This is a genomic window from Aliiroseovarius sp. D2-2 (assembly GCF_055809455.1).
This window is the reverse complement of record NZ_CM147913.1, coordinates 2917647-2941702: the sequence shown is the minus strand read 5'-3', so window position 1 is coordinate 2941702 and position 24056 is coordinate 2917647. Positions and strand designations below refer to the sequence as shown.

Sequence of the window (24056 nt, the reverse complement as noted above, 5' to 3'; positions counted from 1 at the left end):
ATGAAGAAGGTAAGCGCAGTAATGCAGCAATTCATCGGGTTCTTGACCGACAGGGGATCAAAATACGCGGTGTCCGGTGGCCCCGTGCAAACGCGTGCGGATGTAAAAGCCTTTCTAAAAGAGCTAATGCGCGACAAGCGCTATGCAAAGGCAACACACAACACTTGGGCGGCTGTTCTGCCCGACGTTGGTGGCGTCAAAGGCGATGACGGAGAAGCGGGCGCAGGCATGGTTATTCTGCGGATGTTGGAACGTGAAGAACTAGAGGGCCACGTGATCGTTGTCACGCGTTGGTTTGGTGGTACTAAATTGGGTGGCGATCGGTTTCGACGTGTGCAGGATGCGGTGCAGCACTATCTTGGGAATGCAACGTTGAAGGGGGATACATGCTGAAGGCTCTATGGCATAGGTTTTGGTTGAGGTGCATCTGGTCCTGGGCCGGGTGGTGCGCTGCGTGGCGCACTGAAATGTCCTTGTGGCAATGGACCGTTGCCTGCGTGATCTCGTGCTCGGCGGCGCTGTGGATGGACCTAACCCGCGGAGAGACTGCGCTGTTGATGGCGCTCAGCGTTCTGGTCGTTGCCTCCGAGTTGATCAACACGTCGATTGAACGCACCGTAGATCTGGTCACCCGTGAACAACACGATCTTGCCCGCGAGGCCAAGGATACGGCCAGCACATTTGTCGCGCTGACGGCGGTTGCCGCTGGCGTTGCGTGGGGTGTGATCCTGTTCGGGTGATCAGGTGTGACCGTTGTCGGTCTCTTCTTCGAGATGCAGTTTCATATCGATCAGAACATGCTGAAGCGCCAAGGTTTCACGCAAAAGGCGCTTGGCTTCGTTGATCGTGATGATCCCATCTTCGATGGACTGCTGATATTCGGCCATAAGCATCGCAAAACGCTGCGACAGCGCAATGACGTCGCTGTTCACCCCACCGTCACCCTTGGGTGTATTTTTGCGTTCGGCATCATACGAAAGTGTAATGCCGCGAAGTTCGGAAAGCGCGCCGGTCACATGGGGGTATCGAGAGGCTTCTTCCAAAGCGGCAACCGCGTCGATCGGCATGAAGCGATCCGAATGCTCTTCGCTGTCTGAATAATATCGTCCAAGCGTTGCTTTGGATTTGCCAGTGGCAGCGCATGCTGCTTCCAGCCCAACATCTTTCACCAGAGCCTCTGTGTGCTTTTTAAGATAACTTCCGACGCCTGCCATATGCCAATTCCTTTGCATTCCCAGTGGTGAGGGGAATTCCACACCCCTTTTCCCATTATTTTGCCAGTAAGGAAATGGCTTATTTGAATTGTAACGAGTGATCTGTTGCTGTTTGCGAGTGAAAGAATTTGTTCACGAGTGCCCGAGGCATTGTGCATCGGTTTGGAAACGCCCGTGTTTGTAATCACACGGGGTGCAGGAGAGGTGTCTGCACGAGAAAGTTGGACGTGGTTGTTTAGTCAGTTAAACGGTCATTTCCATCCCCGGGCCTAGCCCATTGACCGAATGTTGTGTTCGCGCCAGCTTTCTCCTTTTCTTCCCCCCTTCCCAGACCCCAATGAAATGATTGATGTCGGTGGTTGAACCTGACCGCGCGTCCGCGTAATTCATGGGTATGGCTAAACTCTACTTTCACTATTCGACCATGAATGCAGGGAAATCGACCCTGCTTTTGCAAGCCAGCCACAACTATCGTGAGCGCGGCATGCAAACCTTTTTGATCACTGCGCAGTTTGACAATCGGGCAGGGGATGCGCAGATCGGCAGTCGTATCGGCATTGGGTGCGAGGCCGATACGTTCGGGGTGGACGAAGATCTGTTCGCCAAGCTGGAGCGCCGGTTGAACGACGGCCCTTGCGCTTGCGTATTCATCGATGAGGCACAGTTTTTGAGCCACGATCAGGTATGGCAACTTGCCCGCGCTGTGGATGATCTGGGCGTGCCGATCATGTGCTATGGGTTACGTGTTGATTTTCAGGGAAATCTGTTTCCGGGCTCTGCCGCGCTGTTGGCGTTGGCGGATGAAATGCGCGAAGTGCGCACGATCTGTCATTGCGGAAAAAAGGCCACGATGGTGGTGCGGCAGGATGATCAAGGTCGGGTCCTGACGGATGGGGATCAGGTTCAAATCGGCGGAAACGAGACCTATGTATCGCTGTGCCGCCGCCACTGGCGCGAAGCCACGGGCGGCTGAGAGCTATTTCAGGACTTTAGACTTCGGACGGCAACGGTTCGCCGTTTGCAAAAGCCTCGACATTGTCCAATGCGAGCATACCCATATCTGTACGCACCTCTAACGTGGCCGTGCCCAAGTGGGGCAGTAGCGTGACGTTTTCGCGGGCGATAAGCGCATCGGGCACCTTTGGTTCGAACTCGTACACATCCAGCCCGGCCCCGGCGATCAGTCCCTTATCCAGCGCATTGATCAATGCCGCTTCGTCCACGATCTCACCGCGGGCGATGTTGATCAGGATGGCATGGGGTGGCATGGCGTCGAAGGTTGCCGAGTTGATCAGGTGGTGGGTGTCGGCCCCACCGGGCACAGCAACGACAAGGATGTCGGCGGCCTTTGCCACGGCCTCGATACTGTCCAGTTGCGTTGCAGGGACACTTAGCGTTTTGGGTGAGCGGTTGAAGAACACCACGTTCATGCCAAACCCGTAATGGCAGCGTTTCGCGATGGCTTCGCCAATGCGGCCCATGCCTATGATACCAACGGTTTTGCCCGAGACATGCTGGCCCAGCAATTGAGTAGGATGCCAGCCTTCCCAGTTTCCAGAGCGCAAAAGGCGCTCGCCCTCTCCGGCACGGCGTGCAGTCATCAGGATCAAGGTCATTGCAGTGTCGGCGGTGGCGTCGGTTACAGCGCCCGGAGTGTTGGTGACCCTCAGGCCCTGGGCTTTCGCAGCATCGACGTCGATATGATTGTAGCCCACGCCGAAATTCGCCAGCAGGCGCGCGCGGATCGCAGTCGCATCGGCAAAGATGTCCGCAGAATAGAGATCCCCAAGCGTGGGGAGCACGATGTCGTAGTCTTGCAAGCTCGCAATCATCTCGTCCCGCGTCATCGGGGTCGTTGCGTTGCGCACCGCGACGTCAAACCCTGCATGCGCACGTTCCAAAACTGGGGCGGGCAGGGGGCGTGAGATGAAGAGCTTCATCAATACATCCGTGCGCCGTCTGGCACAGGTTTGGATTTGTCGGGCGTCAGCAGCACGATTTCACCATCCGCATCCGGTAGGCCAAGCACCAGAACCTCGCTCATCACGGGGCCGATTTGACGAGGAGGGAAGTTGACCACCGCCAGCACCTCTTTCCCGACAAGTGTTTCGGGATCGTAATGCGCGGTAATCTGGGCCGAGCTTTTCTTCTCGCCCAGTTCTCCGCCGAAATCGACCCAAAGCTTGATTGCTGGTTTGCGCGCCTCAGGGAAGGGTTCGGCGCGCGTCACCGTTCCTTTGCGGATATCGACTTTCATGAAGTCGTCGAAGGTAATCTCAGCCATTGGCAAGCTCCTTGGATCGGTCGGCGGCGGCTTTTACGGCACGGGACAGAAGGGGGGGAAGCCATTGGCTTCATCCATTAAAACAGCCAGCGCGGCGGCGGTTGTGCCACCCGGGCTGGTCACGTTTACCCGCAGCTGATCGGGGCTCTCGTCAGCTTCCTCGGCCAATGCGCCCGCACCGCCCACAGTGGCTTTGGCAAGCTGCATGGACAATTCAGGTGGCAGACCTTGCGCGACGCCCGCAGCAGCCAGCGTTTCGATCAGGTGGAACACATAGGCGGGACCAGAGCCGGAAACGGCAGTGACTGCATCCATCTGGTGTTCGCCCTCCAACCGGACAACGTGACCAACGGCAGATAGCAAGGTCTCGGCCAGATCCATATCCGCGTCCGAAGAATTGGTATTGCCGCAGATTGCCGTGATCCCACGCCCAATCGCAGCAGGGGTGTTGGGCATCGCGCGGATGATCGGGGTTTCTCCGCCCAGCAGGTTTTCATAGGTGGAAATCGGGGTTCCAGCAGCCACGGATAGGAACAAGGTAGTGCCGTTCCCGAACGCCTTTAGCGAAGGCAGGGCATCTGTCATCATCTGCGGTTTCACGGCGATAAGAACGATGGCGGGATCATCCGGCAGCGTGGAGTTCAGGTTCAGCCCGTCCAGTGATTTCAGCCAGTCCGAAGGGTAGGGATCATTTACCCAAACAGATGAAGCTGGAAGCCCTTCCGCCAGCCAACCTTCCAGCATGGCAGATCCCATCTTGCCACAGCCCAGCAGCACCAAACCACGCGATTTCAACTTGTCCATAATCCGCTACGCCTTTGAAACCTTATCCAATCCACGCGAGAGTAATGCGGATTATGCGCGGCGCAACCCGATTCAATATAGGAGGCTAGATTGGGGTGAACCGTTCGTGACGGTTTAGGCGCGCCCGTAGGCCTCGGCAATCGCGACCTGAAGTGAGTCTTCGATGCTTCTGTCAGTCCATGCGACCAATTGAAACGCTGGATAGAAACGCTCGCTTGCAGATACAGCTGACGCGATCAATCGATCAATCTGTTCCGGACCTGCGAACTGTCCACCTGTCAAAGCAAGGCCATAACGCCAGACCATCAGGCGCTGTTCGTCCCAATAGGTGAACGCTCCGGTCCAGCACTGGTCATTGATACGGTTCAGGGCGTCATAGAGGCGGGGAAGGCTTTCTTCCGGCGGTTCCATTTCGAATGTGCAAATCAGGCGCAGGGTTTCATCATATGGCGACCAAGCCAATGTGATTGAATAGGTGCGCCATTGTCCTTCGACCGCCATTGCGATCTGGTCTTCAGCAACGCGGTCGAATTCCCACGCGTGGTGTTCCGCGATGGTTTCCACGATGTCGATCGGGTGAAGGTCTTCGCTTTCGATGTACTGCTCGGTTGCGGCCATGATATGCCCCCCTTGGTTTCAGCATTCGCGACGGGTTCGTGACAGCGACCCTTATTGGCCACAAATGCTTGATGCCTGTACTAGGTTCGGCGTTCGTTGCGCCTTGCCTTACTAGATATGGTGTCACCCCCATTGCAGGCTGTAAAGTGAAACTTTGCCTGTTCATCGAGTTGTCCACAGAAAACTTCGACTTCTCCACAACTTAGCGTGAGGGCGTGTAGGTGGCAGTTTAAAGCCACCTTCGGGCCAAGTGCTTGACCTTGCCGCTGAGACACACCAGTTTGGCGCAAATTCTTATCCCGTCAGGAGCCTCAGTTGCCCAAACGTACAGCCCCGTTTTCCCGTTTCGAATGGCAGATAGCGTGGCGGTATCTGCGTGCCCGCCGTGCCGAAGGTGGCGTCAGCACGATGACGTGGATCAGCCTGATTGGCATCACGCTGGCTGTGGCCGCGCTGATCATCACTCTGGCTGTGCGCACCGGGTTTCGGGATGAATTCGTCGATACTATTTTGGGGTCGAATGCGCATGTGGAAGTGTTTGCCCAAAGCCGTGTCACTGCGAATGGGGATTTGGATCGCACTATAACCGATTACGAGGATTGGGCAGACCGCATTCTGACCGTGCCCGGCGTGATCCGCGCAGCCCCCTTGGTCAAAGGGCAAGTGATGGCGAACCGCGGCCAGAACAACGCGGGCGTCGAGGTCTTCGGCATCTCATATGACGATATCCTGACCATCCCACGTGTTGCGCGACCTGAAAGCTTTGCGGGCGATCTATCCAGCTTTGAGCGCGGGGTTGCCATCGGGTCCGGTGTCGCGGCGGAGTTAAATGTCGGTGTCGGCGACAAGATCAAGATCATCTCACCCAACGGCGTTAAAACCGCCTTTGGTACCAGCCCGCGCGTGAATGCCTACGAAGTCACCTACATCTTTACCGCAGGCCGGTGGGACATCGACCGCACGCGTGTCTATCTGCCGATTGCCGAGGCGCAAAGCTTCTTCAACCGTGAAGGACTGGCCGACGAGATCGAGGTGATGGTGGATGACCCCGAAGAAATCGACAAGCTGTTGATGCCGATAATGGAAGCCGTCGAAGACCCCAGCGGTGTCTGGACTTGGCGCGACCGATCCGGGGCGTTTTTGCGAGCACTGGATATGGAGGACAACGTGATGTTCATCATCCTGTCCGTGCTGGTTCTGATCGCCTCGATGAACATCACCTCGGGCCTGATCATGCTGGTGAAGAATAAGGGGCGCGATATTGGCATCCTGCGCACGATGGGCCTGACCGAAGGTTCGATCCTGCGGGTGTTTTTCCTGTGTGGCTCATTAACCGGGATCGTTGGCACAATCGCAGGTGTCATCCTTGGATGCCTGTTTGCACTGAACATCGACAGCGTGTTCGCCTTGGTGAACTACATCGCCGGGGGTGGGGTCTGGGACCCTTCAATCCGCGGCATCTACCACCTGCCCGCGAAGCTTGAATTCGCAGACGTCGCTTCAGCGGTGGCCCTGTCACTGACCCTTTCCTTTGTTGTGACCCTGTTCCCCGCCCGCAAAGCGGCGCGCATGAACCCGGTCGAGGCGTTGCGCTATGAGTGACACAGTTCTGTCCCTGTCGGGGATCACCAAGACCTACAACGAAGACACACCCGGCGAAATCCGCGTGCTGCGTGGCGCGAACCTGTCGATTGCCAAAGGCGAGGTCGTGGCACTGGTCGCGCCGTCCGGATCGGGCAAGTCCACGCTTCTGCACATTGCTGGGCTTTTGGATGCCGCCGATGCGGGCGAGGTCTCGATCAACGGCCAAACTATGGGCGCTTTGTCTGACCGCCGCCGCACGGCCACCCGCCGCAACGAGGTCGGGTTCGTCTATCAGTTCCACCACCTGCTTCCCGAATTCACGGCGCTGGAAAACATCGTGCTGCCTCAGCTGGCGAACGGGATTAGCGACCGCGCCGCGCGCGATCACGCGATGGAGCTGATGGCCCGCGTGGGTGTCGATACCCGCGCCAGTCACCGCCCGGCAGAACTGTCAGGTGGCGAGCAACAGCGCGTTGCCTTCTGTCGAGCTTTGGCCAACCGTCCGGCGCTTCTGTTGGCGGATGAACCGACCGGGAACCTTGACCCCGACACTGCGGAAACTGTCTTTTCAGCACTGATGGAGCTTGTGCGCGACACCGGCCTGTCCGCCCTGATCGCCACGCATAACCTTGAGCTCGCCGCACGCATGGACCGCACCCTACGCCTCGATGGCGGCGAAATCCTCTGACCGCTCGCAACCCCTGACAATTGCGTGAGACCCGATTGCGTGGCGCGCATCAATCGGCATTCTGGCCCTGTATTTTGTACAGCGGAGAAACCGATGCGCGTTCTTACCCCGATCCTGGCCTTGATCCTGTCCGCCAGCATGGCTGCTGCAGGCCCCGTGAACTTCAACTCATGGCGCACGCATTGGTTCGCCATCTTCTCGAAAGTCACGTTTTCGGCGGCTGGCAGTGCGATGGGGGTGACGGCGGATGGGGCCGTATCCATTACCTATGATCGCCTTGGCCCGGAACGCTGGGACGCGCGCAAAGCCAGCTGGCGCTGGACGGTGGACAACTCGGTCCCCGCAACGGACTTGCGCCAAAAGGGCGGGGATGACCGCAACCTTGCGCTGTACTTCGCGTTCCTTCCGAAAGCCGAGGCTGAACGCCTGAACGGCAGCCGCAACCTGCGCAAACTTCTGAAAAACCCGGAAGGTCGCGTGCTGGTCTATGTCTGGGGCGGCGAACACCAACGCGGCGCGGTTCTGGGATCACCCTATCTGGGCAATCGCGGCAAAACCATCGTGCTGCGCGGGTCTGGCACGGGCAGCTTTTCGGAAAGCGTGGACCTTGCCGCAGATTACCGCCGCGCCTTCGGGACCGAGCCTGACGCGTTGGTCGCGCTGGCCTTGTCCGCCGACAGCGATGACACGGATGTGGTCATGCAGGGACAAGTCAGCAATTTCAGTTTGAAGTAACGCGGGGTTGCGTGTGGGCGTGGGCGTGATAGAATCGCGCCAAACCAATCCCTTAGACAAGGTTCACAGGGAAATCACATGTACCGCGCGCTTCCCCTTTTGCTGATCACCTTGGCTGCCTGCCAGCCCGAGGATATCTTTCGCACCCAAACCCAGCCCGAGATGGAAGACGTCTCGGACCTGACGGGGGCCGAGATCTTTGCCGAGAACTGCGCGTCCTGCCACGGCGATGACGCCAAAGGTGGCGTCTATCCCAGCGCGCCGGACCTGACCACATTGACCGCCAAACACGGCGGCAGCTTCCCAACCCGCCACGTCATGTCGACCATCGACGGATACGCCAAAGGCACCCAACGCGCCCCCATGCCGGAATTCGGCGCGCTGCTGGAAAGCGAGATGGAGGTCTGGGTGGACGAAAAAGGCGTGCAAACGCCGACACCTGCTGCGCTGATTAGGTTGGCGGAGTATTTGGAGTCTGTGCAGGGGTAGGTTTCCCCCTATCGATACACTTGTTGACGCCCGTCAGTGACGTAATTGAAGAGAGAACTTACGATACTCCCAATTGATTACCGCCAACAATTGAGCTACGCTATGGTTGAGTAATTCGGAGATAGGCTTATGGCCGCCAAAGGGCAACATGTAGTTCCCAACAATGGGAAGTGGAGCGTGAGAAAATCCGGAGCTTCCCGTGTATCTGGAACATATAGGACTCAGGCTCAGGCGGAAGAAGTCGCGCGCGCTCGCGCGAAACGTCAAGGTTCTGAACTTTATATTCACGGCCGAGACGGCCGCATTCGAGAACGAAGTACGTTTGGAAAAGATCCCTATCCACCAAAGGGGTAATAGTTGCCCGATTATTCACGATCAGTTTTTATTAACTGTCCATTTGATGATGAATTTGCCCCTCTGCTAGAGGCCATGCTTTTTTGCGTTGTAAGTGCAAAATTGATACCTCGCCTTGCTTCGGAAAGTCTTGAAGCGGGTGAGAGTCGACTCGAAAAGATTCTTGGGCTGATTGCCTGCTGCAAATACTCGGTTCATGATCTGAGTCTCGCGAAAGCTCGAAAGAAAGGTGAGCTATTCCGTATGAACATGCCATTTGAATTAGGGCTAGATATGGGGCGACGGCGTGCTCCGGATGAACTAACCAATGATAAAAAGTTCATAATTTTCGAGAAGGATCCTTTTGAAACAAAGAGCTGCCTTTCAGATTTGAATGGAGTGGACTTTGTATTCCACAAAGGTGATTTTCAACTTGTAATGCAGAAATTGAGAAATTTTCTGAAAGTGGAGGCGGGTAGCATACTCCCAGGGGCGTCCGCTTTGAATGGAGACTACGTAACTTTTCTGGGTTGGATGACTGAAAAGAAGATTTCCGAGGGACATACAGAGAAAGAAGCTAATTCTTTGCCGACACAGGAACGGCTGGAAGAGATGAAACTATGGATCGAGCTAGGAAAGCCGGATGAGTTCTAAGCACCTCTGGTGTCTAACTCAAACATCCAACTCCTCCACGAACTTCGCGTTCTCCTGAATATATTGGAAACGAAGTTCGGGTTTTTTGCCCATCAGCTGCTCGACCAAGGCGGCGGTTTCGCCGGGTTCATCCTCGTCAATTGTCACGCGGATCAGGGTGCGGGACGCCGGGTCCATCGTGGTTTCTTTCAGGTCTTTCGCGTCCATCTCGCCCAGACCCTTAAAGCGGCTGACGTCGATTTTGCCTTTGCCGCCCAGACCTTTTTCCAGCCACGCGTCGCGCTCGGCCTCGTCGATGCAGTAGACGCGTTTGGCGCCTTGGGTCAGGCGAAACAGCGGTGGGCAGGCCAGATACAGGTGCCCGGTGTCGATCATCGGGCGCATTTGGGTGAAGAAGAACGTCATCAGAAGCGCCGCGATATGCGCCCCGTCGACATCCGCGTCGGTCATGATGATGATCTTGTCATAGCGCAGGTCATCGACGTTGAACCGCGTGCCATGCCCCACGCCCAGCGCTTGGGTCAGGTCGCTGATCTCGGCGTTCGTTCCGATTTTCGATCCAGCGGCCCCCAGCACGTTCAGGATTTTACCGCGCAGAGGCAACAGCGCCTGTGTCTTACGGTTGCGCGCCATCTTGGCCGATCCACCAGCCGAGTCACCCTCGACAATAAACAGCTCTGTGCCCTCGCGGTTGGTGGCCGAGCAATCGACCAGCTTGCCGGGCAGGCGCAGTTTTTTGGTGGCGGTCTTGCGCTGCGTCTCTTTTTCCTGACGACGGCGCAGACGTTCTTCGGCGCGCAGGACAAGGAAATCAAGGATCGCACCGGCGGATTTCGTATCTGCCGCCAGCCAGTTGTCAAAGTGGTCGCGCACGGATTGCTCGACCATTTTGGCCGCGACTTCGGTCGACAGGCGGTCTTTGGTTTGGCCCACAAAGGCAGGGTCGGCAATGAAGCACGACACCAGCGCGCAGCCACCCGTCAGCAAGTCGTCGCGGGTAATGTTGGCGGCTTTCTTATTGCCCACCAATTCGCCATACGCCTTGATGCCCTTCAGGATCGCGGCCCAGAACCCAGTGACGTGTGTGCCGCCTTCGGGTGTGGGCACGGTGTTACAATAGGACTGGATGTAACCATCGCGCGACGGGGTCCAGTTGATCGCCCATTCGACGTAACCGGGTTCATTGAACCGCTCGCGAAATTCGACCTTTCCAGCGAAAGGTTGGTCGGCATAGATCGACGCGTTGCCCAGTGTTTCTTTCAGATAGTCCGCCAAGCCGCCGGGGAAGTGGAAGGTGGCTTCGGTCGGGGTTTCGCCGTCGTCGATGGCGGATTTCCAACGGATTTCCACACCCGAATACAGATAGGCTTTCGACCGCACCATTGTGAACAGCCGCTTTGGTTTGAAACGGTGCTTGCCGAAAATCTCTTCATCCGCGTGGAACGTAACCTCGGTCCCGCGCCGATTGGGGGCCGCGCCGATTTTTTCGACCGGCCCTTGTGGAATACCGCGCGAAAAGCGTTGTTCGAACAGCTCTTTGTTTTTGGCAACCTTGACGACCAAGCTGTCAGACAGCGCGTTTACCACGGACGAGCCAACACCATGCAGACCGCCCGAGGTCTGATAGGCTTTGCCCGAGAATTTTCCGCCTGCGTGAAGCGTGCACAGAATCACCTCAAGCGCGGATTTGTCGGGGAATTTCGGGTGCGGGTCGATCGGAATGCCGCGCCCGTTATCGGTGACCGTGACTGAATAGTCTTCGTTCAGCGTAACTTCGATCCGGTTGGCAAACCCGGCGACGGCTTCGTCCATCGAGTTATCAAGGATTTCAGCCACCATATGGTGCAACGCACGCTCGTCCGTACCGCCGATATACATGCCAGGGCGCTGGCGCACAGGCTCCAGCCCTTCAAGCACCTCAATGGATGAGGCGTCATAGCTATCGTCATTCCCGGAAAGGAGGTCGTCTGCCATATGCTCGAACTTTCTTATGTTGGTTGGGGCGTATTAGATCACCCGGCGCGGGCAGGGGCAATATGTGGTGGCACGTTCCAGCAAAAAAGGCACCGGTGGTCCCGATGCCTTTCTTCGTCGTTTCAGTTGGGCTTAGGTGTAAAGGACTGGTTCGCCCATTTGTTCGTGGATCGAATTGGACGTGCGGGCATCAATGCCCAGTGCCTGACCCAGATCATGCAGGTATTGCGCCTCGGCTTTGCTGTCGAGGTCCAGGCCGACCAGTGACATGGCGTAGACCTGTGCCTCCATCCCGCGTGGGGTGTCACTTGCAAGCCCTTGCACGTCAACCGCACGTTTGAATTCGGAATTCACGAAATCCGCTTCTTCACGAGATACATCGCCCAGATGCTCTTTCAGGGCTTTTTGTTCCTGCGCATCAATGCGGCCGTCGCTTTTTGCGGCTTGGATGATCGCGCGCAGCAACACAGCTGCCTTATCTTCTTCAGCCTGTGAAGGCGTTTGGCGCATGTTGCCACCACCTTGCAGGGCGTCGTTCAGCATATCGCCCAACGAACCAGCGCCGGGTTTCGACGCAGCAGCACCTGCTGCACCGCCAGCCAGCGCTTCCAACAATCCGCCAAGTCCGCCTTGCGCTCCGTTGTTAGATGCTTGTTGGCTGCCACCACCCAGAACTTGGCCCAGCATGTCGCTTAGTCCGCCACCCTGTCCGGTCGACTGACCACCGCCCAGAAGATCGCCAAGACCACCACCGCGTTGTGATCCTGATCCACCCTGCTTCATAAGGCCGCCCAGAAGGTCTGAAAGACCGCCACCGGATTGCTGGGCCGATTGGGTTTGACCCTGTGTTAGGCCGCCCAATATGTCGCTAAGCCCGCCGCCTGGCGAATGCTCATCCCCGAAAATGCTGCCGCTTCCGGCATTGGTGGTTTGTCGTGGGGTCGACCCACCCTTTGTCATGCTGGAAACACCTTTTGCGACCGCAACGCCGATGGCTACTTTGGCTAATGTACTAACGAGACTCATGAAAACTCCTCCCAAGTCGATCTAAAATCACCAACAGAATAAGGGCGATCCTGTCTAAGGATAGGGGAAAAGCCCTGCAACCGCCTCATCGGCGGAAAAGAGGTTCATGCGATTTCTATGTTTCGAAAGGATCATCTGGATAGGTTACGCCTGCCAGATAAAGCCCTTGGGGCGGGCTGACCGGACCGCAGGCGGTACGGTCGCAAGCTTCAAGCGCGCGGGTCACATCATCGGGTGACCATGATCCAGCGCCCACCTGTTCCAATGTGCCAATGAAACTGCGCACCTGATTGTGCAGGAAAGATCGCGCCCGCACATAGAAGCGATACTCAGTGCCCGTGGGCAAAGGCACCTCTTCCACGCGCAGCTCATCCAGCGTTTTCACAGGGCTTTCCGCCTGACAAATGGTGGACCGGAAAGTGGTGAAGTCGTGCCGCCCTATTAGCCGATCCGCCCCCGCCTGCATCGCGCCTGCGTCCAGCTTGCGCTTCACATGCCATGCCAACCCGCGTTCGTGGGTCAGTGGCGCACGACGCGAGATGAGCCGGAACAAATACCGCCTCTCGCGCGCAGAGAAACGGGCGTGGAAATCATCCCCAGCCACGACGCACTCGTTAATGGCGATGCGGTGATTGCGCAGATGATAATTCAACGCTTCGGACAGACGAAAGGGTGTCCAGTCCCGCGTCAGGTCAACATGTGCGACCTGCGCCAGCCCATGCACCCCCGCATCTGTGCGGCCAGCTGCGGCCAGTGTATGCGGGCCGGGTTCAAGCTTTTCCAGCGCAGCCTCAATCGCACCCTGAATTGTAGGATGCTCTTTCTGGCGCTGCCATCCGGCAAATCCTGCACCGTGATATTCGATTTTGAACGCAAATCTGGGCATATGGTTCGCATAACGCGCGGGCGAAGGCTCAGCAAGACCTGTTGCGGGATGGGGAGAAATGGATGCAACCTCCCCTCTGGCGAAATCACGCGCGGGACCATATCTATAAGTAGAGCAGAGAGGGAGACGCCTGTGGGGCTTGGCGACATTGCAGACAGTATTACCCGCCAGATCGAAGCGATCGGCGACGCCACAAGTGAGGCGTTGTTTGAACCCGTGATCCGGCTGGGCGTCACGGGCCTGTCACGCGCGGGCAAGACGGTGTTTATTACGTCGCTTGTTGCCAACTTGATGAATCGTGGGCGCATGCCGGGTCTGGTTGCAGCATCTGAAGGGCGGATCGAAACCGCATTCCTACAGCCCCAGCCCGACGACACAGTCCCGCGCTTTGACTACGAGGCACACCTGTCTGCCATGACAGGCCCGTCGCCACATTGGCCTGACAGCACGCGCGCGATATCCGAGCTGCGCCTGTCCTTCCGCGTCCAGCCTTCCGGCCTTTTGGGCGGGTTGCGTGGCGCGCGCACGGTACATCTGGACATCGTGGATTATCCCGGTGAATGGCTTTTGGATTTAGCTTTGCTGGATCTAAGTTATTCCGATTGGGCCGCGCAGGTTCTGACCCGGATCGACACACGCGAACAAGCGCAAGATTTCCTTGGCATGGCACGCGCTGTCGATGCGACCGAGAAACTGGACGAGATGCAGGCCAAGCGGCTTGCGGGCGCGTTTGCGGACTATCTGAAAACGGCCCGCGAAGACGGATACAGCGATTGCACGCCCGGTCGCTTCCTTCTGCCCGGTGATCTTGAAGGCAGCCCCGCGCTGACCTTCGCCCCGTTGCCGAAACCGGACACCACGCCCCGCCGCAGCTTGTGGCGTGAGATGGAGCGCCGGTTCGAAGCCTATAAATCCCGCGTGGTGAAGCCGTTCTTTCGCGATCATTTTTCGCGGATCGACCGCCAATTGGTTCTGGTCGACGTGCTTGGTGCGATCCATTCCGGCCCCGAAGCGCTGGAAGATCTGCGCCGCGCTATGGCTGAGATCCTGACCGCCTTTCGCCCCGGTACCAACGGATTTCTATCCTCGCTTATGTTGGGGCGTCGGGTCGAACGTATCTTGTTTGCCGCGACCAAAGCCGATCACCTGCATCACTCGCAACATGCGCGATTGACGGGGATCACCGAAGCATTGCTGCGTGACGCCCGTGATCGAGCGGATTTCGCGGGGGCTAAAACGGCAGCCATGTCTTTGGCTGCGCTGCGCACCACGACCGAGGATCGCCTGACCCATGATGGTCAAGACCTTGATTGTGTGCGTGGTCGCCTGTTGGAAGTTGGCAAGACCGCCGCGTTCTATCCCGGGGAACTGCCTGATGATCCTGCCCAGCTTCTGAAACCTGCGCGCAGTGGTCAGTCCAAATGGCTTGATGCGGATTATCAGATTATGCGGTTCGCCCCGGCCGAGGTTTCGCTGAAACCCGGTGAAGGTCCGCCGCATATCCGGTTGGATAAGGCCGCGGAATTTTTGTTGGGGGACAGGCTATGATGATCGCTCGCGCCTCAACCAGCGACATTCCAGCCATTGCCAACATTCTGTCTGGCTGGAACGCGGCAACGCCGTGGCTGCCGCGTGTACATTCGCGGGCCTCTGAAAAGGGGTTCGCGCAAATGCTGGTCGACCGGGGGTGGACATCTGTGGCGCGCACCGAAGGACAGGTTCTTGGCTTCCTGTCGCGTGAGAACCGTAAAATTCATGCGCTGTATGTAGCGCCACACGCGCGCAGAGCAGGGGTTGGAAAGATGCTTCTGGACCACGCCAAGGCGGCGCGAGACACCTTGTCGCTTTTCACTTTCCAACAAAACGACGGCGCACAACGTTTTTATACGCGCGAAGGGTTTTACGAAGCCTATCGCACCGATGGGTCTGGCAATGACGAAGGTCTGCCTGACATTTGCTATGAATGGAGGCGCGCGTGACAGAAAACCGCAAACCCGGCCCGGTATTGATCGAGCTTGACGAGGCACCAGTGGCCTCACCCGCTGACGTTCCCCCGGTGCCCGAGGTGAACGCGCCAGAACCAACCGGGGCAGCGATGCAGGGTGTGTTGGCTGTTGCCGGGCGAAGACCATCGCGGCTGATGCGCTGGTTTTGGTCGCTTCTGCTGTCCATTCTGGGTTTCGTGTTGTCGGTCATGGCGTATGATTTCGTAACCGGGCTAATTACGCGCAATCCATATTTGGGCTATGCAGCGCTGGCTTTGACCGGCGCGTTCCTTTTGGTTCTGTTGATCATCGCGCTTCGTGAATGGATCGCATTTGCCCGCATGCGCCGCGTTGATGCGCTGCATCACGCCGCCGAACAAGCCCGAACGCATAATGATTTGGACGAGGCACGAGATGTCATGACCCGTCTCAAACGGCTCTATCAAGGGCGGGACGACATGCGTTGGGGATTGGATCGCTTCCATGAACGCGAGGGCGAGGTGTTCGACGCAGACACCCTGTTTACTTTGGCAGAAACCGAACTGATGGCCCCGCTTGATCAAGCCGCCATGAAAGAGGTTGAAGCCGCTGCGCGTCAGGTGGCCACTGTCACGGCAATTGTGCCATTGGCCCTTGCCGACGTGGCCACAGCACTGACCGCGAACATCCGTATGATCCGCCGCGTGGCCGAGACTCTACGGCGGCCGGTCCGGCACGTTGGGAAGCTGGCGTTTGACCCGTGCTGTGATGACACATCTGGTTGCCACAGGCGCGGTCGCTGTTGGGGATGATATGATCGGGTCGCTCGCAGGCGGGGGTATGCTGTCTAAGCTATCTCGCCGGTTTGGCGAGGGTGTGGTCAACGGAGCATTGACCGCGCGCGTCGGCGTTGCAGCGCTTGAAGTCTGCCGTCCATTACCGTTCGGAAAAGGCAAACGCCCCGGCGTCACTGGGATCGTAAAGCGCGCATTGACGGGGCTGTTTGGGAAATGAAACGTGTTCTTGTGCTGGGCGGCTACGGCTTGATCGGTTCCGAGGTCATGACGCATCTGTTGCGGAGTGGCTATCACGTCGTCGGGCATTGCCGAAATGCCAAATCAGCGAAACGTGCACTGCCGAATGTTGATTGGTTGATACGTGATCTGGCGGACATGGTGGGCGTGTCGGCATGGGACCAAGTGTTGCAAGACTTCGATATCGTTGTGAACTGCGCAGGCGCGCTTCAGGATGGTGCACGCGACGACCTGCAAGCTGTGCATATTGATGCCATTTCCGCATTGGGTATGTCGGCTGCAAAACATGGAACCATGCTGGTTCAGATATCTGCCGCCGGGGTTTCCAACCAAGCTTCAACAGAGTTTTTTCGCACTAAGGCACAAGGTGATGCTGCCCTTTTGGCAAGTGGTGCGCAGGTTGTGATCTTGCGTCCCGGATTGGTTCTGTCACAGCAATCTTATGGCGGTACCGCGCTGATTAGACAGCTTGCGGCCTTTCCGTTGGCGCAGCCAATCGCTCTTGCAGATACACCCATTCAAACAGTGTCTGTTAGGGAGGTGGCAGTTGCGGTTGAGCGCGCTCTGGCCGGAGAGTTACCAGATCGGGTTGTTCTGGATTTGGTCGAGCATAAGTCAAATACTCTATCGGATGTGGTCGCCGCCCATCGAAAATGGTTGGGATTTCCGAGCGCAAGATTTCAGATCCCGGTACCAGTTTGGGTTATGCGGGGTATAGCTAAAACCGCTGATATCCTAGGCTGGTTGGGATGGCGGTCGCCCTTGCGGACAACAGCCATCGAAGTTTTGCGTGATGGCGTACAAGGTGATCCGCAACCCTATCGCGAACTGGCTGGAAATGTTCCGAGTTTGCACGAAACTCTATCTAGTTTTCCGAACGGAGCTGAGCATCGGCTGAAGGCCCGGATGTCGTGGTTCGTGCCTGCGGGGATTGGAATTTTATCGTTGTTTTGGCTACTTTCAGGGCTGATGGGCTTGGTATCGCTAGAAGCTGCGTCCGAAGTGTTGGTACGCGTCGGTTGGCCGGGTTGGGCCGCAAACAGCTCTGTGGTGTTCTGGGCTGTCGTCGATTTAGCGCTTGGTGTTGCGGTTCTTTATCGCCCATGGGTTAAGAAAGCTTTGGTGGGGATGTTGATGACCTGTCTGGTCTATCTTGTGTCAGCCAGCATTGTTACGCCCGTGCTTTGGCTGGACCCACTTGGACCCTTGGTGAAAATACTACCCATCATTTTGGCCATCGCACTGATGTTTCCGTTATTGGAGGATCGGTGATGGATTGGACACTGCTTCTTCGTTTAGCGCATGTTTTGGGCGCTGTTGTGTTGATGGGTACGGGTGCTGGCATCGCGTTTTTCATGGTAGCCTCACAGCGGTCTTGTGATCCTAAATTGATCGCTCATGTCGCTGGCATCGTGGTGTTGGCCGATACCGTGTTTACGGCAACCGCGGCCATTGCGCAGCCAATTACAGGGGTGCTCCTTGCTTGGTCGTTGGGGTGGAGTCTGTGGGAAAGCTGGATACTCGTCGGTATCGGTCTTTATCTGTTTGTCGGCGCGTTCTGGTTGCCTGTTGTCTGGATTCAAATGCGCTTGCGAGATTTGGCGCAGCGGGCTGCGGATGCAGGTGAGGGTTTGTCTGACGACTACCACCGACTTTTCCGTATTTGGTTCGCTTTTGGCTGGCCCGCATTTGCAGCAATGATCGCGATCTTCTGGGTAATGCTGTCGCGGCCTACGTTCTGGTAGGCCCTAATGTAAGCTCGGAACATCTATTGCCGGACGCGTCATATCTTCTACTCCCATGCGAAGCCCCCGCCCAATGCGATGGACCAAAGCAATCCAAGCGCGTGCGGTTTGGGGTAGCAGTTTGTCAGTCGCGACTTCTTCAAACAGTGCGATCCACGGGGTGAAATGCTCCGTGTGTACGTTCCCGGCCTGCATATGTGCACGCATTGGATTGCCATCATAGCCGGGTTCTCGAAGAATGGCGCCCCGCCAGAAGCGGGTGATCAGTGCGATATGTGTGTCCCATTCAGCATCGGTTTCTCCGACATGCCCGTTGAAGATCGGTCCAAGCTCGGGGTGGTGACGAATGCGGGCATAGAAACTGGCCAGCACCTCGTCGATTTCGTCGCGGGATATATCAAAAAGCCGAAGCGGATTGGGGGCGTGTGTCATGTCAAACCTCTTTCCCGACTGAAATAGTCAACTCAGCGGGCAGAGCCAAGGATGGATTGCAGGACAATTCAGCGCAGCTTGCGCCCCTATGGTGCCTTTACGCCACGCACGTGCGGGCCTATAACGCCCCCATGATGCATCTGAAGGCCATCATTATTCGAATTATTAGCCCGGCGCTCTGATCCAGACGAGCCGCCGGGACAAAGCGCATGGTTGACCCGCGCTGACCCTTCCGATTTCTGACGACATTTCCTGAAAAGGACCGGACACATGTGTGCCGACACTCCAGAATACAAAGATACCCTGACCCTTCCCGTAACCGATTTCCCGATGCGCGCTGGCCTGCCCAAGCGCGAGCCTGAATGGCTGGCCCGATGGGAGAAAATTGGCGTCTATGACCGCCTGCGTGAAACAGCTGGCGACCGCGAACCGTTCATCCTGCACGATGGCCCCCCCTATGCGAACGGTCACCTGCATATCGGCCACGCACTGAACAAGACGATCAAGGACATGATCGTGCGTTCGCATCAGATGATGGGTCATGACGCGCGTTACGTGCCGGGCTGGGATTGCCACGGTCTGCCGATTGAATGGAAGATCGAAGAACAGTATCGCAAGAAGGGTCGCGACAAGGACGAGGTTGACGTGGTCGATTTCCGTCAGGAATGCCGCAAGTTCGCCGAAGGCTGGATCGACATCCAGCGCGACGAGTTCAAGCGTCTGGGCATCACCGGCAACTGGGCCGATCCTTACCTGACAATGGACTTCCACGCCGAGCGTGTGATCGCCGAGGAATTCATGAAGTTCCTGATGAACGGCACGCTGTATCAGGGCTCGAAGCCCGTGATGTGGTCGCCTGTTGAGAAGACCGCGCTGGCCGAAGCTGAGATCGAGTATCACGACCACAAGTCGCACACGATTTGGGTGCCGTTCTCGTTTGCGAATGCCGAAGGTGAGGTGGATGACCCATGGAGCTATTTGGATACGCTTCGGGATGATGTCGTCAAAGAGTTGGCGCAAGGTTTGGATAGTGAAGCGGCCGAAAAGGCTACTTTCGATTATCTCAAGAAATATGCACCACTTGTAGATGCGCGCGTTGTGATCTGGACCACAACCCCTTGGACCATCCCGTCGAACAAGGCCGTGGCTTACAACAACAAGATTGCATACGGCCTGTACCGTGTGGACGCGACCGAAGAAGAAAGCTGGACCGCTCCGGGTCAGCTTTACGTCTTCGCAGACACTCTGGCCGAAGACGCGCTGGGCAAGTCCCGCGTGACCGAATTCTCGCGCGTGCGCGATGTCGCTACCGACGAGCTGGCCGGTTTGATCTGTAAGCACCCGTTCAACGGTGCCGACGGTGCCGATGGCTTCTGGGACTACGACGTTCCGATGATCGACGGTGATCACGTCACCGATGATGCGGGTACGGGTTTCGTTCACACCGCGCCCAGCCACGGTGCCGACGACTATGAGGCTTTCGTCGCCCGAAACTGGATCGACCGCATGACCCACAATGTGGGCGAGGAAAGCGAATTCCTGCCCCACGTGCCGTTCTTTGCAGGCCTTCAAGTGTTTGACCGCAAGGGCAAAGAAGGCAAAGCCAACAACGCCGTGATCGCCAAACTGGTCGAGGCCGGCGGCATCATCGCGCGTGGTCGCGTGACGCACTCCTATCCGCATTCGTGGCGGTCAAAAGCACCCATCGTCTTCCGCAACACACCGCAATGGTTTGCGTCGGTCGACAAAGAAGTTGGCGACGGGCAGGACGAGATGGGCAAGACCATCCGCGAACGTGCTCTGAACTCGATCGATCAGCTGGTGAAATGGTGGCCGCAGACCGGTCGCAACCGCTTGTATTCGATGATCGAAGCGCGCCCGGATTGGGTGCTGTCGCGTCAACGCGCTTGGGGCGTGCCGCTGACCTGTTTCGTGAAGAAAGGCCTGTTGCCGACCGACGAAGGCTTCCTTCTGCGCGATCCCGCTGTGAACGCTCGCATCGCCGAAGCGTTCGAGGTGGAAGGCGCTGATGCGTGGTATGCCGACGGCGCGAAAGAGCGTTTCTTGGGCAACGACCACAACGCCGACGAATGGGAGCAGGTCTTCGACGTGCTCGACGTATGGTTCGACTCAGGCTCAACCCACTCGTTCGTTCTGCGTGACCGTGAAGACGGCACACCCGATGGCATCGCAGATGTTTATATGGAAGGCACCGACCAGCACCGCGGTTGGTTCCATTCGTCGCTTCTGCAAGCCTGTGGCACCAAAGGCCGCGCGCCTTACAAGAACGTCGTGACACACGGTTTCACACTGGATGAGAAGGGCATGAAGATGTCCAAATCCTTGGGCAACACCATCGTGCCCGAGACGATTGTGAAGCAATATGGCGCAGACATTTTGCGCCTTTGGGTGGCTCAGGCCGATTACACCGCTGACCAGCGGATCGGGCCGGAAATCCTGAAGGGTGTGGCGGACAGCTATCGTCGCCTGCGCAACACGATGCGCTTCATGTTGGGTAACCTGCATGAGTTCGACGAAGCCGAGCGTGTGGACGTGGCCGATATGCCCGAGCTGGAACGCTGGGTGCTGCACCGTCTGGCCGAGCTCGATCACGTTGTGCGCGAAGGCTATAAAACCTTCGACTTCCAAGGTGTGTTCTCGGCCGTGTTCAACTTTGCGACCGTGGACCTGTCGAGCTTCTATTTCGACATTCGCAAAGACGCGCTTTACTGCGATGGGGCTGATAGCCTGAACCGCCGTGCAGCGCGTACTGTGCTGGACATCCTGTTCCACCGTCTGACCACATGGCTTGCGCCGGTGCTGGTCTTCACGATGGAAGATGTCTGGCTGGAACGCTTCCCGGGTGACGAAAGCTCGGTCCATTTGATCGACTTCCCGGACACGCCCGCTGATTGGCTGGACGAACCGCTGGCCGCAAAATGGGCCGGTATTCGTCAGGTGCGCCGAGTGGTCACCGCAGCGCTGGAAATCCAACGTCGCGATAAGGTCATCGGAGCTTCGCTTGAAGCCGCCCCTGTCGTGCATGTGCGGGACGAGGATGTGTTGGCAACGCTGAAGTCAGTGAACTTTGCTGATGTCTCGATCACAAGCCAGATCCAACTGACCAACGACCCGCTCCCGGCCGAGGCATTCCGTATGCCGGAAGCCGAAGGCGTAGGTGTGGTGTTCGAAAAAGCGTTGGGTGAGAAATGTCAGCGCTGCTGGAAGATCCTGCCGGACGTGGGCAGCCACGATCACGCGGGCACGTGCGGCCGTTGTGATGAGGCGCTGTCCTAATCGGACTGAAGTAGCAAGAAACGGAGCGCTCCGGCCATTGTGCCGGGGCGTTTTCTTTTGCAACATGGCCGCATGAACATAGCGGTCGTCGATAGCCCGGTCGGGCGTTTGGGTATTGTGGAAGACGCCGGCAATATTGTCCGGCTGGTTTGGAATGCCCAATCTGAGGGTGAGCAAACACCGGTGCTGGTTGAAGCGCAATCTCAGCTCAGCGCATATTTCGAAGGTCATTTGGCGAAGTTTGACTTGCCGACTTTGGTTCATGGCAGCGATTTTCAGCGCGCAGTCTGTGATGCTATGTCCGCCATTCCTTATGGCGAGACCCTGACCTATGGCGACATCGCCAAACAAACCGGTAACTCGGCACAAGCCGTTGGAAATGCCTGCGGCGGCAATCCCATCCCGATCATCATTCCATGTCATCGCGTGATGGGGGCGGGTAACAAGCTGGTTGGGTTTTCTGGTGCTGGCGGGGTCGAGACAAAAGTTCAGCTTTTGCGCCTTGAAGGTGCTGCTGGATTGCTTATCTGAGAAGCTTGGCCCACAAGGGACGCTTGGATGCACAAGCGCGGTGGCGAACAGGGGGACAGCATGGAAGCTTTTCTAAGCGTCAAAGGCGTGACCAAAACCTATGAAGGTGGTCATCAAGCACTGAAAGGTGTGGACCTTGAGATTGCCGAAGGCGAAATTCTGGCGCTCCTTGGGCCGAATGGTGCTGGTAAAACCACTTTAATTTCAATTATTTGCGGTATTTCTACGGCTAGTTCGGGTACCATCATGGTCGGCGGGTTTGACCATATGCGTGACTACCGAGAAGCGCGGAACCTAATCGGGTTGGTGCCGCAGGAAATCAATCTGGAACCGTTTGAGACGGTCATGAATTCAGTACGATTTTCGCGTGGGTTGTTTGGCAAGCCGCGCGATGATGCGCGGATCGAAGAGATCCTGAAAATGCTCAGCCTGCATGACAAGAAAGACAACCGCATCATGACGCTTTCGGGCGGAATGAAACGCCGGGTGCTGATTGCCAAAGCGCTGTGCCACGACCCAAAAATTCTGTTCCTTGATGAACCGACAGCTGGCGTTGACGTAGAGCTGCGCAAAGATATGTGGGAGATCGTAGCCCGTCTGAAAGAGACGGGTGTGACCGTGATCCTGACCACCCATTACATTGAAGAAGCCGAGGCGATGGCGGACCGGATTGGTGTGATCTCAAAAGGTGAGATCCTGCTGATCGAGGAAAAAGACGCGCTGATCAAACGCCTTGGTCAAAAGGAGCTGTTGATCGAGCTGGATACGCCGATCGATGCCGTGCCCGAGAAACTGTCCAGCTATCCGCTGACGGTCTCGGACGAAGGCGGTTTGATCTATACTTATGATGCGCAGGCGGGCAGTACCGGGATTACGGGGCTTTTGGCCGATCTGCGTGCGGCGGGGCTACATTTGGCAGACCTTTCAACGCGCCAAAGCTCGCTTGAAGATATCTTCGTCGATCTGGTGAAGGAGGATGCAGCATGAACTGGAATGCCATCGCGGCCATCTATCGTTTTGAAATGGCGCGCACGTTTCGCACGTTGGTACAGTCGGTTATCTCGCCCGTCCTGTCGACCTCGCTTTACTTCATTGTGTTCGGCGCGGCCATCGGATCGCGTATCGATCAGGTCGAGGGCGTAAGCTATGGCGCGTTCATTGTGCCTGGTCTGATTATGCTGACAGTGCTGACGCAAAGCACGTCGAACGCGTCCTTCGGCATCTACTTCCCGAAATTTATTGGCACGGTATATGAACTGCTTTCTGCCCCAATCTCGTTTTTTGAGATCGTCATCGGATATGTGGGGGCAGCGGCGACAAAGGCCTTCATGATCGGGATGATCATCTTCGTCACGGCTCATTTCTTTGTTGATCTAAGCATTGCACACCCAGTCTGGATGGTGCTGTTCTTGCTGCTGACTTGTATCAGTTTTGCGCTTTTCGGCTTCATTATCGGGATTTGGGCTGGCAATTTTGAGCAGTTGCAACTGGTGCCCATGCTGGTGATCACGCCGCTCGTTTTCCTTGGGGGGTCGTTCTATTCAATCTCGATGTTGCCACCCGTCTGGCAGACGATCACGCTGTTCAACCCGGTTGTCTACTTGATCTCGGGCTTCCGCTGGGCGTTCTTCGGGCAGGCGGATGTGGCGCTTGGCTGGTCCATTGCTGCGATCATCCTGTTCATGGGCGCCTGCCTTCTGACGATTGGTTGGATCTTCCGCACGGGATATAAATTGCGCAGCTGATACGCTGAGATGCCACAGG

Annotated in this window: 25 protein-coding genes and 2 pseudogenes; 18 read left to right on the top strand and 9 right to left on the bottom strand. The window is 57.1% G+C overall.

Translation table 11 applies throughout. The features are described from left to right. Positions 1-21: 21 nt before the first annotated feature. Together AC0L6A_RS14480 and AC0L6A_RS14475 are read left to right on the top strand one after the other, a co-directional pair. Entirely contained in the window at positions 22-393 is a 372-nt protein-coding gene (locus AC0L6A_RS14480; RefSeq protein WP_473291017.1) for a YigZ family protein, read from the top strand. Then, positions 387-740, top strand: coding sequence for a diacylglycerol kinase (locus AC0L6A_RS14475; RefSeq protein WP_473291015.1), 354 nt, complete (start codon positions 387-389; stop codon positions 738-740). The genes AC0L6A_RS14480 and AC0L6A_RS14475 overlap by 7 nt, the downstream gene beginning before the upstream one ends. Here the strand turns inward: AC0L6A_RS14475 and AC0L6A_RS14470 are convergent, their stop codons facing one another. After that, positions 741-1214 (bottom strand): hypothetical protein, encoded by a 474-nt coding sequence (locus AC0L6A_RS14470; protein WP_473291014.1) that lies wholly within the window; start codon positions 1212-1214, stop codon positions 741-743. Positions 1215-1608: 394 nt separating this feature from the next. On the opposite strand from AC0L6A_RS14470, the gene AC0L6A_RS14465 reads away from it, so the two are divergent. Further along, positions 1609-2187 carry a thymidine kinase gene (locus AC0L6A_RS14465; protein ID WP_473291013.1) on the top strand — a complete coding sequence of 193 codons (579 nt, stop codon included), beginning with the start codon at positions 1609-1611 and terminating at the stop codon, positions 2185-2187. Between the two features lie 16 nt (positions 2188-2203). Here the strand turns inward: AC0L6A_RS14465 and AC0L6A_RS14460 are convergent, their stop codons facing one another. The 4 genes and pseudogenes from AC0L6A_RS14460 to AC0L6A_RS14445 all read right to left on the bottom strand — a co-directional run bounded on the left by AC0L6A_RS14460 (position 2204) and on the right by AC0L6A_RS14445 (position 4920). Beyond that, the gene (locus AC0L6A_RS14460) at positions 2204-3154 is read right to left on the bottom strand and encodes a 2-hydroxyacid dehydrogenase (RefSeq protein WP_473291011.1); all 951 of its coding nucleotides are present in this window, start codon (positions 3152-3154) and stop codon (positions 2204-2206) included. Next, complete coding sequence (locus AC0L6A_RS14455; RefSeq protein ID WP_473291010.1) at positions 3154-3498, bottom strand: tRNA-binding protein; 345 nt, start codon at positions 3496-3498, stop codon at positions 3154-3156. Before AC0L6A_RS14455 ends, AC0L6A_RS14460 begins: the two co-directional genes overlap by 1 nt. Beyond that, positions 3491-4302, bottom strand: a pseudogene (proC, locus tag AC0L6A_RS14450) (pyrroline-5-carboxylate reductase). Before proC ends, AC0L6A_RS14455 begins: the two are co-directional and overlap by 8 nt. A 114-nt stretch (positions 4303-4416) precedes the next feature. Further along, a complete protein-coding gene (locus AC0L6A_RS14445) occupies positions 4417-4920 on the bottom strand; it encodes a YbjN domain-containing protein (RefSeq protein ID WP_246928941.1) in 504 nt (167 codons plus the stop codon). A gap of 315 nt (positions 4921-5235) precedes the next feature. On the opposite strand from AC0L6A_RS14445, the gene AC0L6A_RS14440 reads away from it, so the two are divergent. The 6 genes from AC0L6A_RS14440 to AC0L6A_RS14415 all read left to right on the top strand — a co-directional run bounded on the left by AC0L6A_RS14440 (position 5236) and on the right by AC0L6A_RS14415 (position 9403). Then, entirely contained in the window at positions 5236-6522 is a 1287-nt protein-coding gene (locus tag AC0L6A_RS14440; protein ID WP_473291009.1) for a lipoprotein-releasing ABC transporter permease subunit, read from the top strand. After that, positions 6515-7192, top strand: a complete 678-nt coding sequence (locus tag AC0L6A_RS14435; RefSeq protein ID WP_473291007.1) for an ABC transporter ATP-binding protein — start codon at positions 6515-6517, stop codon at positions 7190-7192. Before AC0L6A_RS14440 ends, AC0L6A_RS14435 begins: the two co-directional genes overlap by 8 nt. Before the next feature lie 93 nt (positions 7193-7285). Continuing rightward, positions 7286-7927: a DUF3047 domain-containing protein gene (locus AC0L6A_RS14430; RefSeq protein WP_473291006.1), complete on the top strand. Its 642-nt coding sequence runs from the start codon at positions 7286-7288 to the stop codon at positions 7925-7927. Positions 7928-8005: 78 nt separating this feature from the next. Continuing rightward, entirely contained in the window at positions 8006-8416 is a 411-nt protein-coding gene (locus AC0L6A_RS14425) for a c-type cytochrome (protein ID WP_473291004.1), read from the top strand. Positions 8417-8545: 129 nt separating this feature from the next. Beyond that, entirely contained in the window at positions 8546-8770 is a 225-nt protein-coding gene (locus AC0L6A_RS14420; protein WP_473291003.1) for a DUF2188 domain-containing protein, read from the top strand. 3 nt (positions 8771-8773) lie between these two features. Further along, the gene (locus tag AC0L6A_RS14415; protein WP_473291002.1) at positions 8774-9403 is read left to right on the top strand and encodes a hypothetical protein; all 630 of its coding nucleotides are present in this window, start codon (positions 8774-8776) and stop codon (positions 9401-9403) included. An 18-nt stretch (positions 9404-9421) separates the two neighbouring features. Here the strand turns inward: AC0L6A_RS14415 and parE are convergent, their stop codons facing one another. From parE to truA, 3 genes are all read right to left on the bottom strand, one after another. Then, the gene (gene parE, locus AC0L6A_RS14410; protein WP_473291000.1) at positions 9422-11377 is read right to left on the bottom strand and encodes a DNA topoisomerase IV subunit B; all 1956 of its coding nucleotides are present in this window, start codon (positions 11375-11377) and stop codon (positions 9422-9424) included. Between the two features lie 132 nt (positions 11378-11509). Then, positions 11510-12403 carry a DUF533 domain-containing protein gene (locus tag AC0L6A_RS14405; RefSeq protein ID WP_473290999.1) on the bottom strand — a complete coding sequence of 298 codons (894 nt, stop codon included), beginning with the start codon at positions 12401-12403 and terminating at the stop codon, positions 11510-11512. A gap of 115 nt (positions 12404-12518) precedes the next feature. Next, entirely contained in the window at positions 12519-13289 is a 771-nt protein-coding gene (gene truA, locus AC0L6A_RS14400; RefSeq protein ID WP_473290998.1) for a tRNA pseudouridine(38-40) synthase TruA, read from the bottom strand. 132 nt (positions 13290-13421) lie between these two features. Between truA and AC0L6A_RS14395 the strand changes: the two genes are divergently transcribed. From AC0L6A_RS14395 to AC0L6A_RS14375, 5 genes and pseudogenes are all read left to right on the top strand, one after another. Next, positions 13422-14837, top strand: coding sequence for a YcjX family GTP-binding protein (locus tag AC0L6A_RS14395; protein ID WP_473290997.1), 1416 nt, complete (start codon positions 13422-13424; stop codon positions 14835-14837). After that, complete coding sequence (locus tag AC0L6A_RS14390) at positions 14834-15268, top strand: GNAT family N-acetyltransferase (protein WP_473290995.1); 435 nt, start codon at positions 14834-14836, stop codon at positions 15266-15268. Before AC0L6A_RS14395 ends, AC0L6A_RS14390 begins: the two co-directional genes overlap by 4 nt. Beyond that, positions 15253-16267, top strand: a pseudogene (locus tag AC0L6A_RS14385) (YcjF family protein). Before AC0L6A_RS14390 ends, AC0L6A_RS14385 begins: the two are co-directional and overlap by 16 nt. Continuing rightward, positions 16264-17559, top strand: coding sequence for an SDR family oxidoreductase (locus AC0L6A_RS14380; protein ID WP_473290994.1), 1296 nt, complete (start codon positions 16264-16266; stop codon positions 17557-17559). Before AC0L6A_RS14385 ends, AC0L6A_RS14380 begins: the two are co-directional and overlap by 4 nt. Continuing rightward, on the top strand, positions 17559-18032 hold the full coding sequence (locus tag AC0L6A_RS14375; protein ID WP_473290993.1) for a DUF2269 family protein: 474 nt from the start codon (positions 17559-17561) through the stop codon (positions 18030-18032). Before AC0L6A_RS14380 ends, AC0L6A_RS14375 begins: the two co-directional genes overlap by 1 nt. 3 nt (positions 18033-18035) lie before the next feature. Here AC0L6A_RS14375 and AC0L6A_RS14370 read toward each other — a convergent pair whose 3' ends face one another. Next, positions 18036-18464: a group III truncated hemoglobin gene (locus AC0L6A_RS14370; protein ID WP_473290991.1), complete on the bottom strand. Its 429-nt coding sequence runs from the start codon at positions 18462-18464 to the stop codon at positions 18036-18038. Between the two features lie 270 nt (positions 18465-18734). Here AC0L6A_RS14370 and ileS point away from each other — a divergent pair, with 270 nt between their 5' ends. The 4 genes from ileS (at position 18735) to AC0L6A_RS14350 (ending at position 24037) form a co-directional block, all read left to right on the top strand. Beyond that, positions 18735-21761 (top strand): isoleucine--tRNA ligase, encoded by a 3027-nt coding sequence (gene ileS / locus AC0L6A_RS14365; protein ID WP_473290990.1) that lies wholly within the window; start codon positions 18735-18737, stop codon positions 21759-21761. Between the two features lie 72 nt (positions 21762-21833). Next, positions 21834-22292: a methylated-DNA--[protein]-cysteine S-methyltransferase gene (locus AC0L6A_RS14360; protein WP_473290989.1), complete on the top strand. Its 459-nt coding sequence runs from the start codon at positions 21834-21836 to the stop codon at positions 22290-22292. 60 nt (positions 22293-22352) lie between these two features. After that, complete coding sequence (locus tag AC0L6A_RS14355) at positions 22353-23279, top strand: ABC transporter ATP-binding protein (RefSeq protein WP_473290987.1); 927 nt, start codon at positions 22353-22355, stop codon at positions 23277-23279. Beyond that, positions 23276-24037, top strand: a complete 762-nt coding sequence (locus AC0L6A_RS14350) for an ABC transporter permease (protein WP_473290986.1) — start codon at positions 23276-23278, stop codon at positions 24035-24037. The genes AC0L6A_RS14355 and AC0L6A_RS14350 overlap by 4 nt, the downstream gene beginning before the upstream one ends. The last annotated feature ends 19 nt before the right edge of the window (positions 24038-24056 follow it).